23 protein-coding genes are annotated in these 18,586 nt (G+C 62.1%); 7 read left to right on the top strand and 16 right to left on the bottom strand.

All coding sequences use genetic code 11. The annotated features are described in order from the left end of the window. Positions 1–160 precede the first annotated feature (160 nt). From ttcA to NKH97_RS33305, 3 genes are read left to right on the top strand one after another with little or no spacing between them, the layout of a single operon-like run. Positions 161–1,045 (top strand): tRNA 2-thiocytidine(32) synthetase TtcA, encoded by an 885-nt coding sequence (ttcA, locus tag NKH97_RS10460; protein WP_352720352.1) that lies wholly within the window; start codon positions 161–163, stop codon positions 1,043–1,045. After that, positions 1,035–1,868 carry an inositol monophosphatase family protein gene (locus tag NKH97_RS10465; RefSeq protein ID WP_352610568.1) on the top strand — a complete coding sequence of 278 codons (834 nt, stop codon included), beginning with the start codon at positions 1,035–1,037 and terminating at the stop codon, positions 1,866–1,868. Before ttcA ends, NKH97_RS10465 begins: the two co-directional genes overlap by 11 nt. Before the next feature lie 55 nt (positions 1,869–1,923). Beyond that, the gene (locus tag NKH97_RS33305; protein WP_127293481.1) at positions 1,924–2,331 is read left to right on the top strand and encodes a UCP034077 family protein; all 408 of its coding nucleotides are present in this window, start codon (positions 1,924–1,926) and stop codon (positions 2,329–2,331) included. Here NKH97_RS33305 and NKH97_RS10475 read toward each other — a convergent pair. From NKH97_RS10475 to NKH97_RS10500, 6 genes are all read right to left on the bottom strand, one after another. Next, positions 2,328–3,512 (bottom strand): multidrug effflux MFS transporter, encoded by a 1,185-nt coding sequence (locus tag NKH97_RS10475; RefSeq protein WP_245486115.1) that lies wholly within the window; start codon positions 3,510–3,512, stop codon positions 2,328–2,330. The genes NKH97_RS33305 and NKH97_RS10475 overlap by 4 nt on opposite strands. A gap of 253 nt (positions 3,513–3,765) precedes the next feature. Next, positions 3,766–4,101, bottom strand: coding sequence for a Grx4 family monothiol glutaredoxin (gene grxD, locus NKH97_RS10480; RefSeq protein WP_006332883.1), 336 nt, complete (start codon positions 4,099–4,101; stop codon positions 3,766–3,768). A 181-nt stretch (positions 4,102–4,282) separates the two neighbouring features. Continuing rightward, positions 4,283–4,516, bottom strand: a complete 234-nt coding sequence (locus tag NKH97_RS10485) for a BolA/IbaG family iron-sulfur metabolism protein (protein ID WP_010909092.1) — start codon at positions 4,514–4,516, stop codon at positions 4,283–4,285. Between the two features lie 133 nt (positions 4,517–4,649). Continuing rightward, positions 4,650–5,171: a hypothetical protein gene (locus NKH97_RS10490; RefSeq protein WP_031212939.1), complete on the bottom strand. Its 522-nt coding sequence runs from the start codon at positions 5,169–5,171 to the stop codon at positions 4,650–4,652. A 45-nt stretch (positions 5,172–5,216) separates the two neighbouring features. Further along, a complete protein-coding gene (purL, locus tag NKH97_RS10495) occupies positions 5,217–7,448 on the bottom strand; it encodes a phosphoribosylformylglycinamidine synthase subunit PurL (RefSeq protein WP_023810335.1) in 2,232 nt (743 codons plus the stop codon). 119 nt (positions 7,449–7,567) lie between these two features. Next, positions 7,568–8,977 (bottom strand): aminotransferase-like domain-containing protein, encoded by a 1,410-nt coding sequence (locus NKH97_RS10500; RefSeq protein WP_352751532.1) that lies wholly within the window; start codon positions 8,975–8,977, stop codon positions 7,568–7,570. Positions 8,978–9,070: 93 nt separating this feature from the next. Between NKH97_RS10500 and NKH97_RS10505 the strand changes: the two genes are divergently transcribed. Further along, the gene (locus NKH97_RS10505; RefSeq protein ID WP_352720345.1) at positions 9,071–9,322 is read left to right on the top strand and encodes a DUF1127 domain-containing protein; all 252 of its coding nucleotides are present in this window, start codon (positions 9,071–9,073) and stop codon (positions 9,320–9,322) included. Between the two features lie 3 nt (positions 9,323–9,325). Here NKH97_RS10505 and NKH97_RS10510 read toward each other — a convergent pair whose 3' ends face one another. From NKH97_RS10510 to purC, 6 genes are all read right to left on the bottom strand, one after another. Beyond that, complete coding sequence (locus tag NKH97_RS10510; RefSeq protein WP_352773135.1) at positions 9,326–9,967, bottom strand: Pr6Pr family membrane protein; 642 nt, start codon at positions 9,965–9,967, stop codon at positions 9,326–9,328. A 3-nt stretch (positions 9,968–9,970) separates the two neighbouring features. Beyond that, positions 9,971–10,378: a hypothetical protein gene (locus NKH97_RS10515; RefSeq protein ID WP_023810339.1), complete on the bottom strand. Its 408-nt coding sequence runs from the start codon at positions 10,376–10,378 to the stop codon at positions 9,971–9,973. Beyond that, positions 10,375–11,040 (bottom strand): glutathione S-transferase family protein, encoded by a 666-nt coding sequence (locus NKH97_RS10520; RefSeq protein ID WP_023810340.1) that lies wholly within the window; start codon positions 11,038–11,040, stop codon positions 10,375–10,377. The genes NKH97_RS10515 and NKH97_RS10520 overlap by 4 nt, the downstream gene beginning before the upstream one ends. 84 nt (positions 11,041–11,124) lie before the next feature. Beyond that, positions 11,125–11,793 carry a phosphoribosylformylglycinamidine synthase subunit PurQ gene (gene purQ / locus NKH97_RS10525; RefSeq protein ID WP_023810341.1) on the bottom strand — a complete coding sequence of 223 codons (669 nt, stop codon included), beginning with the start codon at positions 11,791–11,793 and terminating at the stop codon, positions 11,125–11,127. A gap of 1 nt (position 11,794) precedes the next feature. Then, on the bottom strand, positions 11,795–12,037 hold the full coding sequence (purS, locus tag NKH97_RS10530) for a phosphoribosylformylglycinamidine synthase subunit PurS (RefSeq protein ID WP_023810342.1): 243 nt from the start codon (positions 12,035–12,037) through the stop codon (positions 11,795–11,797). 43 nt (positions 12,038–12,080) lie between these two features. Next, complete coding sequence (purC, locus tag NKH97_RS10535; RefSeq protein WP_013532127.1) at positions 12,081–12,875, bottom strand: phosphoribosylaminoimidazolesuccinocarboxamide synthase; 795 nt, start codon at positions 12,873–12,875, stop codon at positions 12,081–12,083. Positions 12,876–13,149: 274 nt separating this feature from the next. Here purC and NKH97_RS10540 point away from each other — a divergent pair, with 274 nt between their 5' ends. Together NKH97_RS10540 and NKH97_RS10545 are read left to right on the top strand one after the other, a co-directional pair. Beyond that, positions 13,150–13,470 carry a DUF1476 domain-containing protein gene (locus NKH97_RS10540; RefSeq protein WP_013532126.1) on the top strand — a complete coding sequence of 107 codons (321 nt, stop codon included), beginning with the start codon at positions 13,150–13,152 and terminating at the stop codon, positions 13,468–13,470. Positions 13,471–13,596: 126 nt separating this feature from the next. Beyond that, positions 13,597–14,370, top strand: a complete 774-nt coding sequence (locus tag NKH97_RS10545) for an HpcH/HpaI aldolase family protein (RefSeq protein WP_023810343.1) — start codon at positions 13,597–13,599, stop codon at positions 14,368–14,370. Between the two features lie 6 nt (positions 14,371–14,376). Here NKH97_RS10545 and NKH97_RS10550 read toward each other — a convergent pair whose 3' ends face one another. Beyond that, complete coding sequence (locus NKH97_RS10550; RefSeq protein ID WP_023810344.1) at positions 14,377–14,931, bottom strand: RBBP9/YdeN family alpha/beta hydrolase; 555 nt, start codon at positions 14,929–14,931, stop codon at positions 14,377–14,379. A 249-nt stretch (positions 14,932–15,180) separates the two neighbouring features. Between NKH97_RS10550 and NKH97_RS10555 the strand changes: the two genes are divergently transcribed. After that, complete coding sequence (locus NKH97_RS10555) at positions 15,181–15,996, top strand: VOC family protein (protein ID WP_352796620.1); 816 nt, start codon at positions 15,181–15,183, stop codon at positions 15,994–15,996. 15 nt (positions 15,997–16,011) lie between these two features. Here the strand turns inward: NKH97_RS10555 and NKH97_RS10560 are convergent, their stop codons facing one another. Genes NKH97_RS10560 through NKH97_RS10570 form a run of 3 tightly spaced genes read right to left on the bottom strand, consistent with a single transcriptional unit; the run spans position 16,012 to position 18,522 of the window. Then, on the bottom strand, positions 16,012–16,740 hold the full coding sequence (locus tag NKH97_RS10560; protein WP_023810346.1) for a metallophosphoesterase family protein: 729 nt from the start codon (positions 16,738–16,740) through the stop codon (positions 16,012–16,014). A gap of 7 nt (positions 16,741–16,747) precedes the next feature. Beyond that, positions 16,748–18,049 (bottom strand): adenylosuccinate lyase, encoded by a 1,302-nt coding sequence (gene purB / locus NKH97_RS10565; protein ID WP_352796623.1) that lies wholly within the window; start codon positions 18,047–18,049, stop codon positions 16,748–16,750. 59 nt (positions 18,050–18,108) lie between these two features. Next, on the bottom strand, positions 18,109–18,522 hold the full coding sequence (locus NKH97_RS10570) for a hypothetical protein (protein ID WP_128303287.1): 414 nt from the start codon (positions 18,520–18,522) through the stop codon (positions 18,109–18,111). Between the last annotated feature and the right edge of the window lie 64 nt (positions 18,523–18,586).

Here is an 18,586-nt window from a genome sequence, read left to right on the forward strand (position 1 = left end):
CACGAACAGGATGGAAACGAATCTCCATCCTGTTCGATAGGTCTTACCAGATCCTCATCCAGCCCAACTTAAGTGAACTGCATTAGCCTGTCGAGGCGGCCTTTTCTTTGTCGGTCATGTCCGCTAATCCGGCGCTCTGGGCCACTGAAAGCGACATGCCATGAACATGCTTCCAGACATCGAACCGATCGCCGACAGCGAAGGCGGCTTCCATCCGCTGTTCGCCGACGTGCCGTCCTCGGTCGAATTCAACAAATTGCGCAAGCGGCTGCTGCGGCTGACCCGGCAGGCGATCGAGGATTTCTCGATGGTCACGCCCGGCCAGCGCTGGCTCGTTGCCCTGTCTGGCGGCAAGGATTCCTACGGCCTGCTCGCGGTGCTGCTCGACCTTAAATGGCGCGGGCTCTTGCCGGTCGATCTTCTGGCCTGCAATCTCGACCAAGGCCAGCCCAATTTCCCCAAACATATCCTGCCGGACTATCTCGACAGCCACGGCATTGCCCACCGGATCGAGTATCAGAACACCTATTCCGTCGTCACCGACAAGCTTCCTGCGGGCAGCACCTATTGCTCGCTCTGCTCGCGCCTCAGGCGGGGCCATCTCTACCGCATTGCGCGCGAGGAGGGGTGCTCGGCGCTGGTGCTCGGCCACCATCGCGAGGACATTCTCGAAACCTTCTTCATGAATCTCTTCCATGGCGGCCGTCTCGCCGCCATGCCGCCAAAACTGCTCAACGACGAGGGCGACGTCATGGTGCTGCGGCCATTGAGCTACTGCGCCGAGGCCGATCTGGAAAAATTCGCCGCCGCCATGCATTTCCCGATCATTCCCTGCGATCTCTGCGGCAGCCAGGAAGGTCTTCAGCGCAACGCCATGAAGGCGATGCTCGAGGACCTGGAAAAGCGCATGCCGGGCCGCAAGGATACGATGCTGCGCGCGCTGTCGAACAGCAGGCCATCGCATCTGCTCGACAGAAAGCTGTTCGACTTCGCTGCGCTCAATGAGACCCTCAGCACAAGGCAAGATATTTCCGATGACATTTGACGACACCGCGATCGACTGGCTGGCCGGCATTCTGGCCGAGGCGGCGCTGACCGAGATCATGCCGCGCTTTCGCCGGCTTGGTGAGGGCGACATCCGCCAGAAGACGTCGGCTGCCGACCTGGTGACCGAAGCCGACGTCAATGCCGAGCGGCTGATCGCCGCGCGGCTGCGCGAGCGCTATCCCCAGGCGATGATCGTCGGCGAGGAGGCCTGTTCCGACAATCCGGCACTGCTCGATGGTCTGGGCGATGCCGATCTGGCCTTCGTCATCGATCCGGTCGACGGCACTTTCAACTTCGCCTCCGGCGTGCCGCTGTTCGGCGTCATGCTGGCGGTCGTGGTCCAGGGCGAGACGGTTGCCGGCATCATCCACGATCCCGTCGGCAAGGACTGGCTGATCAGTGCCAGGGGCGCTGGCAGCCATATCCGGCATGCGCATGGCAGCCTGGAGAAGGTGCATGTCGCGGCACCTGCGCCGATCGCGCAGATGACCGGCTCCGTCTCCTGGCAATATATGGCCGAGCCGGAGCGGTCGCGGCTGGCGCGCAACCAGACGAAGATCCTGTCGCAATTCGCCTATCGCTGCGCCGCGCACGAATACCGCCTGTTGGCGAGCGGCCATGCCCACTTCGTCGTCTACAACAAGCTGATGCCGTGGGATCATCTGGCCGGCGTGCTGATCCATGCCGAGGCCGGCGGCCACGCGGCGCGCTTCGACGGCAGCACCTATCTGCCCTCGCATCTCGGCGGCGGCCTGCTTGTCGCGCCCGATCGCGAAAGCTGGCACGAATTGCGCCGCGAACTCTGGGCGGCACAGGATTAATTGCTGCGTTAGCCGAAGGAGCGGTGCAATTTCACGCAAATCCGGAGGCTCTCGAATGAAACCTCGGTTCGCATTTGTCGCCACGGCTCTTGCCGCCGCTCTGTTTGCCAGTTCCCAGGAAGCAAGATCGCAAGAGCGCAGCTGTCGCAGTTCCGATCCCGTCGATACGATAAGGGAGATGTCGGACGCTATCTATGCCTGCTGGAAACCGCCACCCGGAACCGCGGGCATGTCCCTGACACTGCGGTTCTCGCTTCGCCGCAACGGCACACTGATTGGCAAACCTCGCGCCACATATTCCGATCTGGGAACCGATGCCCAGCGCAGCAGGGCCTTCGTGGCATCCATCCTCAGGGCACTTGATGACGCTCTGCCATTGCCTTTTTCGGACAGCATGGGTGAAGCAATCGCAGGGCGCATGCTTGCCCCTCGGTTCACGGCAACTCTTGAAGGTGCGTCCTAATGCAAGTCGGTGATGTGCCCTGAAACGGGCGGGTTCTGTGGCTGGAACATCTTGCCGCGCTCGGCGATGAAGATCATCAGCAGCGCCGCGACCGAGACACTGCAGAAGCCGGCGGCCAGCGGCGTCACCGTGCCGTTGAAGGCCTGACCGATCAACGTGCCGAGAATGCCGCCGAGAAACGTCTGCATGAAACCGAGGATCGACGACGCCGTGCCAGCCAGTTGTCCGAGCGGTTCCATGGCCAGCGCGTTGAAGTTCGCGCCGAGCGCACCGAACGGAAGCATGGCACAGGCAAAGAAGGTGATGAACAGCCAGAGCGGCATCTTCATTTCCAGCGAAACGACCAGCCAGGCAAGGCTGATGACCAGGAACAGCAGCAACGCGCTCTGCGACAGGCGGCGCATGCCGATGCGGCCGACAAGGCGCGAATTCAGAAAGTTGGAGAAGGCGAGCACGCCCGCAACCCCGGCGAAGATGACCGGGAACATCTCCCCGACATGGAAGATGTCCACATAGATCTGCTGCGCCGAAGCGATGAAGCCGAACATGGCGCCGAAGATGAAGGTGCTGGCGAAGGCATAGCAGATCGCAATGCGGTTGGTGAGCACGATGCGAAACCCGCCGACAATCGAGTTCACGGTCAGCGGCCGGCGATGTTCGGGATGCAGCGTTTCAGGAAGGCGCAGCAGCGACCAGGCCGAGACGAGGAGCGCACCGACGGCCATGGTGACGAAGATCCAATGCCAGGTCGCAAACAGCATGATGAACTGGCCGATGCCGGGAGCAATGACCGGTATCGCCATGAACACCATGAAGATCAGCGACATCACCTCGGCCATGCGCCGGCCGTCGAACGTATCGCGCACGATCGAGACGGCGATGACGCGGGTGGCGGCTGCACCGATGCCCTGCACGGCTCGGCACAGCAGAAGTGTTTCAAAGCTTGGCGCAATGGCGGCAGCCGCCGCCGCGGCGACATAAATCACCAGCCCGGCGACCAGCGGTGCGCGACGCCCGAAGCGATCCGAGATCGGCCCGAAGAACAGCTGTCCGCCGCCGAAGCCCAGAATGTAGGCCGTTATGACGTACTGCCGGTGGTTTTCATTTTCGACGCCGAGCGAGGCGCCGATCTGCTGCAGCGCGGGCAGCATGATATCGATGGCCAGCGAGTTCAGCGCCATCAGCGCCGCGCACAGGGCGATGAACTCCCAGCGCGGAATGGGCAGTTTGCTTGCCGATTGCGGCTCTGGTTTTGACTGGTCCACGGCAAGTCCGATCTTTCAAACGAAAATGCGCCGGCGGGCCGGCGCATTGGCTCGTCTTGGTCCTGGGTTCAGGACATGAAAATTGCCGAGGTGGGCTGCTCCCGGCGCCTTTGTGCATGACCCCGAAAATCAAAATCAACCTTCGGATGGCAATATGCACAAACAGAAATCAGGCGGCGCCTTTGACGCTGACGCCCTTCTCGACGAGGAATGTCTGCAACTCACCGGCCTGGAACATCTCGCGGATGATATCGCAGCCGCCGACGAATTCGCCCTTGACGTAGAGCTGAGGGATCGTCGGCCAGTTGGAATATTCCTTGATGCCCTGGCGCAGTTCAGCCGAGTCCAGAACGTTCACGCCTTTGTAGTCGGCGCCGATATAGTCGAGGATCTGGACGACCTGGCCGGAAAATCCGCATTGCGGGAAACCGGGCGTGCCCTTCATGAAAAGGACGACGTCGTTGCCCTTCACTTCATTGTCGATGTAGTCGTTGATACCGCTCATGGAAAATCCTTTCCCGCCTGTGGGAGTCAGGCTCGAAACATATCCCTTCAAATAAACCCAACGATTGCTCGAAACAAGACGTTAGCCGTGCCGTGGCTGAAATGGCGCAAAGGATGAGCCGTGTTGGGCCAAGCGGTTCTCTCGACACTGATCCGCGTGGTTGCGGTTGTTCCGGTGCGGCTCAGTCAGGAACGCTGGTCTGCAGCGCCAGTGCGTGCAGCACGCCACCCATATTTCCTTTCAGCGCGTCATAGACCATCTGGTGCTGCTGCACGCGGCTTTTCCCTCGAAAGCTCTCGGCCACCACCTCGGCCGCATAATGGTCGCCGTCGCCGGCGAGATCGCGGATCGTCACCTTGGCGTCCGGAATGCCGTCCTTGATCAGTTTTTCGATGTCGTGGGCATCCATTGCCATGGCAAAATCCTGTTTCGAGCGGCCGGCAGCCGGCCATAAGATGAGAGTCGGGCGAGCCTAAAGCCTTTCCGGTCCGGATTGAAGCCGTTCTGTCCCACCAACGGCAAGACGGTTCGATGGCTTCAGAGAAAGACTAGACCGGTGGGCTTGCTTCATTCTCGGCAACGTCCTCGCGTGTCGAGAAAGCACGGCCAAGGCTGAAGGCAAGTACATAGAGCGGCAAGTTGAGCACGAGGCTGACAATGGGAAGATAGCTCGTCATTTGCCAAGCCGGCGAGAAGAACGCCTGGCCGTAGCCGTCGCAGGTCAACGACGAGCCGTACTCCCACAACGCGCCTACGACCACCGCGCTGGCAAAAAGCTTGATGCAGGTGACAATGTGCCTTGCCCGTGCCGGATCCGGCGCCAGGCGGTCCCACAGAACCAGGCAGACGATCGGGACCGCGTAGACGAGATTCTGCGCGATGAGCATGGGGATGGCGCCATTGGCCGCGGCAAGGAACTCCGCGCGCGTTTCCAGCCGCATGCATACCTCGCTTGAGGTTGTCGACAGCAGGAAAAAGACGAACGGTCCCAGGAACCAGAAGAAGAACAACGACGGCCAGAAGACGACTGCAAGCAGCGCCCGGGCAGCCAGTTTCCTGTGATTGATCATGAGTTTCCCGAAAAACCGTTCCCACTTTTCGGGATCATGCTCTCGTCAACTGGCCTGGTCCATGAAGCGGGGGAACCAGCCTTCGTGCGCCGCGGAGAGTTCGCTGACCGGGATTGCCCTGGCGTCGCCAAGCTTCAGCGCGTTGCCCCCGGTCGAGCCGATCCACGGCGCGAAGATGCCGAGTTCGCCCTGCTGCTTGCGAATGGCGTCCCATTCGTCACCATGCGGATCGATCGACAGCGTCAGGAGATAACGGCCCTGATCCTCGCCGAACCAGACCGGGATCGGGTCGGTGCCGACAAGCCCGGGAACGGCGGCGCCGATTCCGGACGCCATCGCCATCTCGGCAAGTGCAACGGCGACACCGCCATCGGAAACGTCGTGCGCCGCCGTGACGATGCCGGAGGCGATGAGCGCTCGCACATGGTCGCCGACGCGTTTTTCGTGATCGAGATCGACCGGCGGCGGCGGGCCATCCGTGCGGCCGTGTACGTCCCTGAAATAGACCGATTGGCCAAGATGCGTTCCCCAGGACGCCGGTGCGCCGACCAGCAGGATCATCTGGCCCTCGGCCGCAAAGCCGATCCGCACCATCTTCGACCAATCGGCGATCAGCCCGACGCCGCCTATGGTCGGGGTTGGCAGGATGCCTTGGCCGTTGGTCTCGTTGTAGAGCGAGACATTGCCGGAGACGATCGGGAATCCGAGCGCACGGCAGGCGTCGCCTATGCCTTTCACCGCGCCGACCAGCTGGCCCATGATCTCAGGCCGTTCCGGGTTGCCGAAATTGAGGTTGTCGGTTGCGGCCAGCGGCAGAGCGCCGGTGGCGGTCAAATTGCGCCAGCATTCGGCCACCGCCTGCTTGCCGCCCTCATAGGGGTCGGCCTCGCAATAGCGCGGCGTCACGTCGGAGGAGAAGGCGAGCGCCTTGGTCGCATGGCCTTCGACCCGGACCACGCCGGCATCGCCGCCTGGAAGCTGCAGCGAATTGCCCTGGATCAACGTGTCATACTGTTCCCACACCCAGCGCCGCGAAGACAGGTCGGGCCCGCCGAGCAGCTTCAGCAGCGCGTCTGCAACGTCGGCTTGCGGAATGTCATTGGCGGCCAGCGGCGCCGGCTTTTTCGGTTCGGTCCACGGCCGATCATATTCCGGAGCCTTGTCGCCAAGATCCTTGATCGGCAGGTTGGCGACCTCGTCGCCCTGGTGCAGAACGCGGAAGCGCAGATCGTCGGTGGTCTTGCCGACGATGGCGAAATCGAGCCCCCATTTGTGGAAGATCGCCTCGGCTTCCTTTTCCTTTTCCGGGCGCAGCACCATCAGCATGCGCTCCTGGCTTTCCGAAAGCATCATTTCGTAGGCGCTCATGCGCTCTTCGCGCACAGGAACCTTGTCGAGATCGAGCTCGATTCCGAGGTCGCCCTTGGCGCCCATTTCGACCGCCGAGCAGGTGAGGCCGGCGGCACCCATGTCCTGGATGGCGATGACGGCGCCCGAGGCCATCAGTTCGAGGCTGGCTTCCAGCAGGCATTTTTCGGTGAAGGGATCGCCGACCTGCACTGTCGGGCGCTTCTCATCGATTTTGTCGTCGAATTCGGCCGAAGCCATGGTGGCGCCGCCGACGCCGTCGCGGCCAGTCTTGGCGCCGAGATAGACGACCGGCAGGCCGACGCCCTTGGCTTCCGACAGGAAGATCGCATCGGTTTTGGCAAGGCCCGCCGCAAAGGCGTTGACCAGGATGTTGCCATTGTAGCGGGCGTCGAAATTGACCTCGCCGCCGACTGTCGGCACGCCGAAGGCGTTGCCATAGCCGCCGACGCCGGAAACCACGCCTGAAACGAGGTGCCGGGTCTTGGGATGGTCAGGCGAGCCGAAGCGCAGCGCATTCATCGCCGCGATCGGCCGCGCGCCCATGGTGAAGACGTCGCGCAATATGCCGCCGACGCCGGTCGCCGCGCCTTGGTAGGGCTCGATATAGGACGGGTGGTTGTGGCTCTCCATCTTGAAGACGACGCAGTCGCCGTCGCCGATGTCGACCACGCCGGCATTCTCGCCCGGCCCCTGGATGACTTGCGGACCGGTGGTCGGCAGCGTGCGCAGCCACTTCTTCGAGGATTTGTAGGAGCAGTGCTCATTCCACATCGCCGAGAAGATGCCGAGTTCGGTGAAGCTCGGCTCGCGCCCGACGAGGTCGAGGATGCGCTGATACTCGTCGGGCTTGAGCCCGTGTGAGGCAATGAGCTCGGGGGTGATCGGCACGGAATTGGAAATGGTCATGGGCGGCGATTTATATCCGGGACGTTGGGATTTTGAGTCCCGTCTTATCGCAAGCCTCGCGGCCGATACACCCATGGATCGACGAAAAACGACGGAAAACCGGACAAAGCCACGCAGTGTCAGGAGAAGCTGTCGTAGCCGGCGCGGCCTTCATCGAGAAGTCGCCGGATCGCCGCGACGCCTTCGGCTATGTCCTCGCGCTGTCTCGGCTGCGAAACGCCAAAGCGGACGCCATGGAAAACCTGCTCGGAGCGGCCGGCCTTGAACTCGTCCTCATCGTCGATCAGCACGCCGTGCTCAAGGCAGGCGTTCTTGAAGGTGCCGGAAAGCCAGGGGTCGGGCAGGGTCAGCCAGACAAAGGGCACCCTGTCATGCGACTTGAATGCGAAGCCGGCCAAAGTCTCGCGCACGATGGCGATGCGGGCGCCGATTTCGGCGATGCTGCGCTTGCGTATCTCATCCGCCTGACCTGACAGCACCAGCCTTGTATTCACCTCCGCCAGCAGGAAGGGCATGCCGCCGGTCATCATCTTGTGAGCGACACGGATGCGGTGGCGGTAGGCGGGCGGGCAAGAAAGCCAGCCGCCGCGTACACCGGCTGCGACCGACTTCGACAGGCCGCCCGCGACAATGGTGCGTTCAGGCGCATACTCGGCCAGCAATGGTGTCGGGTCATCGGTCAGATTGCCATAGAGGTCGTCCTCGATGAGGACTACGTTGTATTCGCGTGCGACATGGGCGATCGCCTCGCGGCGCGCCGCCGACAAGGTGGCCAGCGTCGGATTCTGCGCAGTCGGCATCAGGAAGATCATCTTGGGATGCTTTTGCGCGCAGACGCGCTCGAAATCCTGCGGATCGATGCCTTCCTCGTCCGATGCCACCAGCGCGGTGCGCCTGCCGATCAGGCCGGCACTGCGGGAAATCTGCGAGTAGGTGAGGTGCTCGAAGGCAACATAGTCGCCAGGCATGGTGAGCGCCGCGATTGCCGCCATCACCGCCGCATGGGTGCCGAGCGTGGGAACGATGGTGTCGGCACTCGGACGAAACGAATTGCGCGCCAACCAGCGGGCGCCGGCTTCGTACCAGCGGTCGGGAAAATCCCGCGTGTAGCTTGAAATCTCATGTGGATGGTCCTGCGCCGTGCGCGACAGGACACCGGCGACGATGTCGCCCTGGCCGATATCGGGTGCTGCGGTGCTGTCGAAACGCAGCTTGCCTTTAGGCGCATCGATATAGCGTGTGCCTTCGCCGCCGACGTCCGGAGCCGGAAAATCCGGCTTCGCGCGCTGGCCGAGCACATAGGTTCCACGCCCGACTTCGCCGCTCACCAGCCCACGCTCGCGCAGCAATTGATAGGCCCGGCCGACCGTGCCGACGGTGGTGCCGATGTCGTAGGCGAGGTCGCGTTGCGGCGGCAGCTTTGCGCCGGCATCGATCACCCCCCGGTCGATGTCCGTTTCGATGGAATCCGCAAGCCGCTGATACAGCGGGCCGGAGCCGGTGGTGAGGTCGGGGAGCCAATTTGTCATGGTGACAATTTTCTATATTGCACCCATACATGAGTCAATACATATCAGATGCGTGCCAAAAAGGGTACAATTTGGAATTCTGGTAGAAAGAAATTGAATACAATCGCCACAATCCGTCATTCGAGCGCCGAGTTATCGGGCCAAGCGACACGTCCATCGGACCGGAGCGGCTTTGTCAGCCGTCTGGTGCGTCTGGTCAGATCGCTGGCGAGATGGATCGACAGCCTGCTGGATCGCCGCCGCAGCCGGCTGGCACTGCTGGAAATGACCGATGATCAGCTCAAGGATATCGGCGTCTCGCGCTGCGATGCCCACCGTGAGGGCATCAGGCCGTTCTGGGACTGAAAGCTAGCGGAGTTTTGATGCCCTGATGCGTGCAATGCCATGGTCCGCAAGGACGGCGACCACGCACAGCACGAGAAAAAGTCCGGTGATGGCCAGCGCCGAGATGGCAACGCTGGGCGCACCGTTCTTGGCGACGTCAAGGAAGGGATAGGGCACCTCGCCGGCAAGCGGTGCCCGTACCAGCGCATAGATCAGATAGGCGACGGGATAGAGCATCCACCAGGAAATGTCGCTCCAGCGCGTCCTGCCGTCAGCGCCCGATATCAACCACCACAGCACGAAGAGCACCGGCGTCACATAATGCAGCAGGACGTCGCAGAGCAGGAACAGCCCCTGCGGCTGCCAGAGTTGTGCCAGGACCGTTGCGTAGATGATGAAGACCAGCGCGATCGAAACCGCAACGCCGGTGCGCATCCGCGCGCCTGCAAAGGCCGGCAGCCAGGCATAGAAGGTGGGTGACAGCAGCGACGTGTACACCAGCACCGCGCCGATGTTGGTCAGGATGGTGAAGAAGCTGAAGACGAAAATGATTGAGCCAAGCAGGCTGCGGCCGGCTTCCATCGATGCCGGAATGCTGATGCAGAACTGCAGGATGAGCCCGGCCAGACCGATGACCAGACCCGCGATCTGCAGGAACCGGCCCACGGGCTAGGCCGTCGCGGCGCAGGCCGGATTGCCGGCCTGCCAACGGGCGATGTCCGAGCCGATGCGGGCGCCGAGCGGATCGTTCATCAGCGGTCCGAAGACGTCGACGCGGCTAGAATTGCCTTGCGCTTGCACGACGAGCAAAGGTTTGCCGCCATAGTGCTTGGCCGGCACCAGCAGGAAACGCGGCGTGCCGCTGAACGAATTCAGCTCATTGGCCATCTGGTACGGTTTGAAGGCTGGGTCCTTGCTGGCGATCCAGCATTTGTGGGCAGCGATCGCCACTTGTTCCATGGCCAGCAGCGCAGCACTTTTGCCTGAGGGAACAGGCGTGCTCTTTGGCGTCGACTGGCAGGATGCCAGCACAAAGCCCGCCGCGGCGACCAGCGCGATCGTCTTCGACTTGATCAAGCGGCACCCATCTCAAGCTCGGAAAGAAAAATCTTCAAACCATCGGTCATCTCGCCCCACACCCGCGACAATGCCGGGTGTTGCGAGGCGATCTGCTGGTAGGCGTCGAATTTCGGATAGGCGTCGAGCAGGTCGTGGCGTCCCGTCATAACGCGAAAATTGTTGAAGATGAACCGCGTCGGCGTCAGCCAGGCATCGGCGAAACTAATGTCGTCGCCGAGTGCGAAGGGCCCTTGCGCCATGCGGGCCTCGATCGCCGCCAGTCCATGATGTAGGCGGGCGAACTGGGCGTCGATCTCGGCATTGTTTCGCTTCGGCACGGAATGAAGCTCGAAAAGCTTCATCATCGGTGTCAGCACATCGAGATCGGTGATGCGGGCGAACATACGCACCAGCGCGCGGTCCTTGGAATCGGGCGGCAGCAGCGCCGGTTCCGGGAACCGTTCCTCGAGATATTCGGCGATGACCACCGATTCGACGATGGTTTCGCCCGAGCCGGTGATCAGAACCGGAATCCGGTTCATCGGTGAGATGGCGCGAAACTCTTCCGGGATGGGGAAACCGGGCGGCGGCGCGATGATCTTGAGTGGTACGTCCTTGATGTAGGCCAGTGCCCGCACGATCGACGAGTAGGGCGACAACGGCCGCGAATAGAGTTTCATGACCGTCTCTCTCCCCAATGAACCAGACTTGCTCCAAAGAGACAGGAATGTCCGGCTGTTTTCAAGCTGTTCGCTTCGATATCGTCAGGCGGCGATGCCGAGGGCGCTCTCGAACAGTCCGCGGCCGTCGGTGCCGCCATGGGCTGCTTCGATCAGGTTTTCCGGGTGCGGCATCAGCCCGAGCACATTGCCTTGGCTGTTGACGATGCCGGCAATGTCGTTGATCGAGCCGTTGGGGTTGGTGCCCTCCGCATAGCGGAACACCACCTGGCCTTCGCCTTCGAGACGGGCAAGCGTGTCGGCGTCGGCGAAATAATTGCCGTCATGATGCGCGACCGGCGAGCGGATGATCTGGCCCGGCTGATAGCGGCGGGTGAACATGGTGTTGGCATTGGTGATCTCGAGCTTCACCTGCCGGCAGACGAATTTCAGCGAGGTGTTGCGCATCAAGGCGCCCGGCAACAGGCCGGCCTCGACCAGGATTTGGAAACCATTGCAGACGCCGATGACTGTAACGCCCGCGGCCGCTTTTTCGGCCACTGCCCGCATGACCGGCATGCGCGCAGCGATCGCGCCGCAGCGCAGATAGTCGCCGAAGGAAAAGCCGCCCGGAATGGCGATCAGGTCGACATCGGGGATTTCGGTGTCGGTCTGCCAGACGGTGACTGGCGGTGTTCCCGAAATCTTGGTCAACGCCGCGATCATGTCGCGGTCGCGGTTGAGGCCGGGCAGGAGGACGACGGCTGCTTTCAATTTAGGCAATCTCCACCGCGTAATTCTCAATCACCGTATTCGCCAGCAGCTTGTCGCACATGGCCTTGAGGTCGGCTTCGGCCTTGGCCTTGTCACTTTCGGCCAGTTCGACGTCGAAAACCTTGCCCTGCCGCACCGCGCCGACGCCGCCGAAGCCAAGGCCCGACAATGCGTGTTCTATCGCTTTGCCCTGCGGGTCGAGCACGCCGTTCTTGAGGGTGACGGTAATGCGGGCCTTGATCACGCTGGACATGCTCCTGTTCTGACTATCAGTTCGCAAGCCGCGATCAGTGCGGCTTGCCTTTGAGGCCGTCGGTCGAGGCGACGAGCACCGGGCCGGTCGGGCGCGGCGGCTCGTTCTCGTTCATGATGCCGAGGCGGCGGGCAACTTCCTGGTAGGCCTCGACGAGGCCGCCCATGTCGCGGCGGAAACGATCCTTGTCGAGCTTGTCCTGCGTCGCCACGTCCCACAGGCGGCAGGAATCCGGCGAGATCTCGTCGGCGACGACAATGCGCATCATGTCGCCCTCGAACAGCCGGCCGCATTCGATCTTGAAGTCGACGAGCTGGATGCCGACGCCCATGAACAGGCCGGAGAGGAAGTCGTTGACGCGAATGGCCAGCGCCATGACGTCGTCGATCTCCTGCGGGCTCGCCCAGCCGAACGCAGTGATGTGCTCTTCCGACACCATCGGATCGTCAAGCGCGTCGGCCTTGTAATAGAATTCAATGATCGAGCGCGGCAGAACGGTGCCTTCCTCGATGCCGAGCCGCTTGGACAGCGAACCGGCGGCGACATTGCGCACCACCACTTCGAGCGGAATAATCTCGACTTCCTTGATCAACTGCTCGCGCATGTTCAGCCGGCGGATGAAATGGGTCGGGATCCCCATGCGGTTCAAATGGTTGAAGATGTACTCGGAAATGCGGTTGTTGAGGACGCCCTTGCCGTCGATGACTTCATGCTTCTTCTTGTTGAACGCGGTGGCGTCATCCTTGAAGAACTGGATAAGCGTGCCCGGTTCGGGTCCCTCATAGAGTATCTTGGCCTTGCCTTCATAAATGCGGCGGCGATTTTTCATCTGGATTTTTCTCTGGGGTTCCGGACAGGCGGTATCAGACCATTTCCTGTCCGTCTGCCTGAAATAGTGCGGCTACGGTAGGGTTCAATGCCGGGTCTATCCCAATCACATCGTTTGCTCAATCGGCAAATCCTTCCAATCAACCGCTTTCGGGACTGAAATGCCGCAGCGCAGCATGCGATGAAGCGTATTGACCGGCCCGCGACCTTTTGGTTTGTGCTTTGGCAACGCACATATTCACCGCCAACGAATCGAATTTGACCGGAGGGACGCCATGAGCAGCATGAAAGACCGCGAAGAGGGCTTTGAGCGTAAATTCGCATTCGACGAGGAGCTTCGGTTCAAGGCCTCGGCGCGCCGCAACAAGGCGCTCGGCCTGTGGGCCGCCGAAAAGCTCGGAAAGTCCGGCGCTGATGCCGACGCCTATGCCAAGGAAGTGGTTATCTCCGACATCGAGGAAGCCGGCGACCACGACGTGTTCCGCAAAATCCGCGGGGATTTCGACGCGGCCGGCGTCGAGCAGTCGGACCACCAGATCCGCCGCACCATGGACGAACTGATGGCGCAGGCGATCGAGCAGATCAAGAACACCTGATCCGGGCCATGCGCTGATCCCGGCCATACGCTGGACCAATCGACCGCCCGGCCTATCCGGGCGGTTTTTCTTTGCCTTTGTCACGATTTCCGGCTGAAACTGCCGGAGTTAACAAGGAAAGTACCCATGTCCCTGAAGTCCCGCCTCGCGGCCGACGAAACGTTGTTCACCGCATGGTCCGGCGTGCCGGATGCCTTGACCGTCGAGATCGTCGCCAAGCAGGGCTTTGATGCCGTCACGCTCGACATGCAGCATGGCGGCCATCACGAAGACAGCGTGCTGCGTGGCCTGGTGCCGGTGCTCGCTGCCGGCAAGCCGGCGCTGGTGCGCATTCCTGTTGGCCGTTTCGACATGGCAAGCCGCGCGCTCGATTTCGGCGCCGAGGCGGTCATCGCGCCGATGGTGAATTCGGTTGCCGATGCAAAACTGTTCGCCGCCGCCATGAAATACCCGCCGCTCGGCGAGCGCTCATGGGGGCCGACTTACGCTTTTCCACGCCACGGCAAGGGCGACCAGGCCGAGTGGCTGCGCGACACCAACCAACGCACCATGGCCTTCGCCATGGTCGAGACGCGTCCGGCCCTCGATGCGCTCGACGGCATCCTCGACACCCCCGGCATCGACGGCATCTTCCTCGGCCCATCGGATTTCTCGATCGCCTGGAGCAATGGTGCGACCGTCAATTCGACGCTGGAAAGCATGATGGAGACGGTGGCATCGGTGGCCGAGCGCACCCGCAAGGCCGGCAAACATGCGGCGATCTACGTTGTCGAGCCGGCAATTGCCGGCCGGGTTGTGTCGATGGGCTATCGCCTGCTGGCCATGGGCTCCGAGCATTCGCTGATCGGGCTTGGCGCAAAAACGCTGATCAAGAGCGTCCGCGATTCGATTGGGTCCTGAAGAAACTCAGGGTTTCAAATCCGTCAGGAATTTGGCGAAGGTCATTGAACCTTCGGGCCACGGCCCGAAGCCTGAATCCGCGTTCAGATGACCGGTCTCGCCGGCATCGATGAATAGTGAGCCCCATGCACCGGCAATGTCTTCGGCGACATCGAAGGCGCAGAACGGATCGTTGCGGCTGGCGATCACGATCGAGGGAAAGGGCAGCGGCTCACGCGGGTAGGGACCGAAGGTCATCAGGTGCCTGGGCCTGATCTCGGGATTGGCGACGTCGGGAGGTGCCACGAAGAAGGCCCCGGCGATCGGCTTGCGGAATTGCGGAATGGCTTGCACCGCAGTGGTGACGCCGAGCGAATGCGCGACCAGGACGACCGGCCGCTCGGCCTCGTTGACCGCCTTGGCGACGCTCGCGGTCCAGTCCTCGCGAACCGGCTTCGACCACTCGGCCTGTTCAACGCGGCGCGCCGTCGACAGTTTCGACTGCCAGCGGCTCTGCCAATGGTCGGGGCCGGAATTGGTGTAGCCCGGCACGATGAGGATATCTGCTTCCTTGACCTTCATGGCGCTGAGATAGCGAGCGGCATCGCTTCGTGCAACCGGCGGGAACGCCACTTTTGATCACAATAGTGAACACCATGTTCGCTTCTTCGCGTCTTGTGTGAACGATGCCGATGGACGATCTGTGGTCAGGAAAAGAAACAGCCGTGCGCGGGAACCCTGACTTTGGAACTGACACGACGTACAATGATCGGCGGAGTGGGGCTTCTCGCTTTGGGAGCTTCATCGCAGGCCGGTCGAACGGAGCATTTGATGAGCGAGTTGCCTTTTGCCGCCACCACCCCAGTCAGCGTTGCCCGCGTCGGGCTGAAGGCGCGCGACGCGGAAAGCCTTGCCGCATATTACCGCGAAATTGTCGGTCTGCAGGAGTTGGGCCGTGCCGATGGTTCGATCACGCTGGGCGCCGCCAACCGTCCCTTGTTGGTGCTTGAGCAGGACGCTTCAGCTAAGCCGGATGATCCGCGCAGCGCCGGGCTGTTCCACACCGCCTTCCTGCTGCCCAGCCGCGCCGATCTCGGCCGCTGGATCAACCACGCTATATCGAACAAGATCGCGATCGAGGGCGCTTCCGACCATCTGGTCAGCGAAGCTCTGTACCTGACCGATCCCGAAGGCAATGGCATCGAGATCTATGCCGACCGCCGCCCGCAGGACTGGAAGTGGAATGGCGACAAGATTGCCATGGCAACGGAGCGGCTGAACATTCCGTCCGTCGTTGCCGAAGTGCCTGCGGGTGACGCCGGCTGGCAGGGCGCGCCGGAAAACAGCATCGTCGGCCATGTCCACCTGCGTGTCGGCAGGCCGGAAGACGCCGAAGCCTGGTGGAACCAGGAATTCGGCTTCGACACGGTGGCGAAATATGGCGGCCAGGCGGTGTTCCTGTCTTCGGGCGGCTATCACCACCACATCGGCGCCAACGCCTGGCAGAGTTCAGGCGCAGGCCGCCGCGATCCCTCCCGGTCAGGTCTGGCCTGGGTCGAGATGCGTTCGGACAAGGCATCCACCGAAACCACGCGGGAAGACCCGTGGGGCACGGTGATCCGCACCGTGCCTGGCGCTGCCGGCTAAGCGCCCGCTGCGCTCTTAAACAGAACTGGCGGCGTAACCGGTCAGCAATCCGTGTGCCCAACTGTCGAAGCCGGCCGCCGTCGCGCGGCTGGATGCTTCGGCCCAGTCATAACTGACCGCGTGATGGCTGAACGACCATTCTCCGCGCTTGTGCGTGGCGAGGGCGTAGCGGGCATGCGGGCTGCCGGTCACGGTAAGGCCGGGAAACGCCTGAACACCGACGCTGCCGGGATTTAGGATCGTCTGGCGGTCGGAAAGCCGCACGACGCGCGGCGTATGGGTGTGGCCGCACAAGGTCAGCCCGGCATCGATGCTGCCGAGCTTGTGTCTGATTTCTTTTTGATTGGATGGATAGAAGTGATTGCCGCCGTCTTCCTCGAGCAGGAACGTCTCGTCGTCGCTGGGGCTGCCGTGGCAGAGCAGAATTTCAGGGGCGAGCGTCAGGGCAATCGGCAATGCCAAAAGCCAAGCCAATGACGTCTGGGAGAGGCAATGGTGGGTAAAGGCATCGACGTCTTCCAGCCCGGAAGCCGGCGGCTCGATCAGCACACGGTCGTGATTGCCGCGCACGGTCGGCCAGTTCTGTGCAATCAAATATTGCGCGGTTTCTTCCGGCCATAGCGGCCCGGAGAGACAATCACCCAGATTGACGATGATGTCGGGAGAATTGTCCTTGATCCGCGCATGAACCGCTTCAAGCGCGCGCAGATTCCCGTGAATGTCGGAAAGGACAGCCAGTCGCATGGAAATCCTATCCGAACACCCGCTTGAAGATCGTGTCGACATGCTTGGTGTGATAGCCCAAGTCGAATTTCTCGCGGATCTCGACCTCTGGCAGCGCTGCGGTCACTTCCCTGTCGGCGAGCAGTTCTTCAAGGAAATCAGCGCCTTGCTCCCATACCCTCATAGCGTTGCGCTGCACCAGCCGGTAGGAGTCTTCGCGCGACAGGCCGGCCTGCGTCAGTGCCAGCATGACGCGCTGCGAATGCACGAGACCGCGGAACTTGTTCATGTTCTTCAGCATGTTGTCGGGGTAGATAAGCAGCTTGTCGATGACGCCGGTCAGCCGTGACAGTGCGAAATCAAGCGTCACCGTGGCGTCCGGCCCGATCATGCGCTCGACCGAGGAGTGCGAGATGTCGCGCTCGTGCCAGAGTGCCACATTCTCCATCGCCGGCAGCGCCATGGAGCGCACCATGCGGGCAAGCCCGGTGAGGTTTTCGGTCAGCACCGGGTTGCGCTTGTGCGGCATGGCCGACGAGCCTTTCTGGCCCGGCGAAAAATACTCTTCCGCCTCCAGCACCTCGGTGCGCTGCAGATGCCGGATCTCGATCGACAGCCGCTCGACCGAGGAGGCGATGACGCCGAGCGTGGCAAAGAACATCGCATGGCGGTCGCGCGGGATCACTTGCGTCGACACCGGCTCGGGCTTCAGGCCGAGCTTCGCCGCGACATGCTCCTCGACATAGGGATCGATGTTGGCGAAGGTGCCGACTGCGCCCGAAACGGCGCAGGTGGCGATGTCTTCGCGCGCGTGCACCAGCCGCTCGCGGCAGCGCGAGAACTCGGCATAGGCCTGCGCCAGCTTGACGCCGAAGGTGGTCGGCTCGGCATGGATGCCATGGCTGCGGCCGATGGTGACCGTGTCCTTGTGCTCGAAGGCGCGGCGCTTGAGCGCTGCAAGCAGACCATCGATGTCGGCGAGCAGGATGTCGCTGGCGCGGGTAAGCTGCACCGCAAAGCAGGTGTCGAGAACGTCGGACGAGGTCATGCCCTGATGGATGAAGCGGGCGTCCGGCCCGACGAATTCGGCAAGATGGGTGAGGAAGGCGATCACGTCATGCTTGGTAACGCGCTCGATCTCGTCGATCGCCTCGACATCGAATTTTGCCGCCCCGCCCTTTTCCCAGATGGTTTTTGCCGCTTCCCTGGGGATGACGCCGAGTTCGGCCAGCGCGTCGCATGCATAGGCTTCGATCTCGAACCAGATGCGGAACCGGGTTTCTGGCGACCAGATGGCGACCATTTCCGGCCGGGAATAGCGAGGGATCATCGGTCAGTCCTGACATATCGAGAAGTTTGCCCGCGTCCTAACAGAGGCGAGCAAAATGCTCAACGCCGCTGGCGCGCAAACCAGACGCCCGCGGCAAACAGAGCGATGAAACCAACTGGAAAATAGAGCCGGATGCCCAGCACCACGAACTGATAAAGCGCAATCAACGTCGTGAAGACGAACTGGAGGACCCAGGTGCGGGTGAAAGCAGGCGCATGCCACTCGGCATAGTAGGAGCGGTACTGCAGGGCAAACAGCCCGGCGGTCAGGCCGATCGTCGCCGCGGCTAGGCACACGAAGGCCGCGGCAAAGGCGACTTCCCAGCGTCTTCCCTGCGAAACCAGCCGCGCCGCGAACAGGCCGATAGGAAAGGCCAGCGCAGCTCCCACCGCGAACAGTACGGTGACAATGCGGATTTTCGCCGGCGTCTCCCAGTCGTCCAACAACAGGGTGACGAGCGCACTGGCGCCCATCGTCGTGGCCCATAGCAAGGCGCCATAAAACGCAGTGCGCGGCGTCGGTATAGCGCGGCGAAGG

This window comes from Mesorhizobium sp. M0870 (genome assembly GCF_040319775.1).
GTDB lineage: Bacteria > Pseudomonadota > Alphaproteobacteria > Rhizobiales > Rhizobiaceae > Mesorhizobium.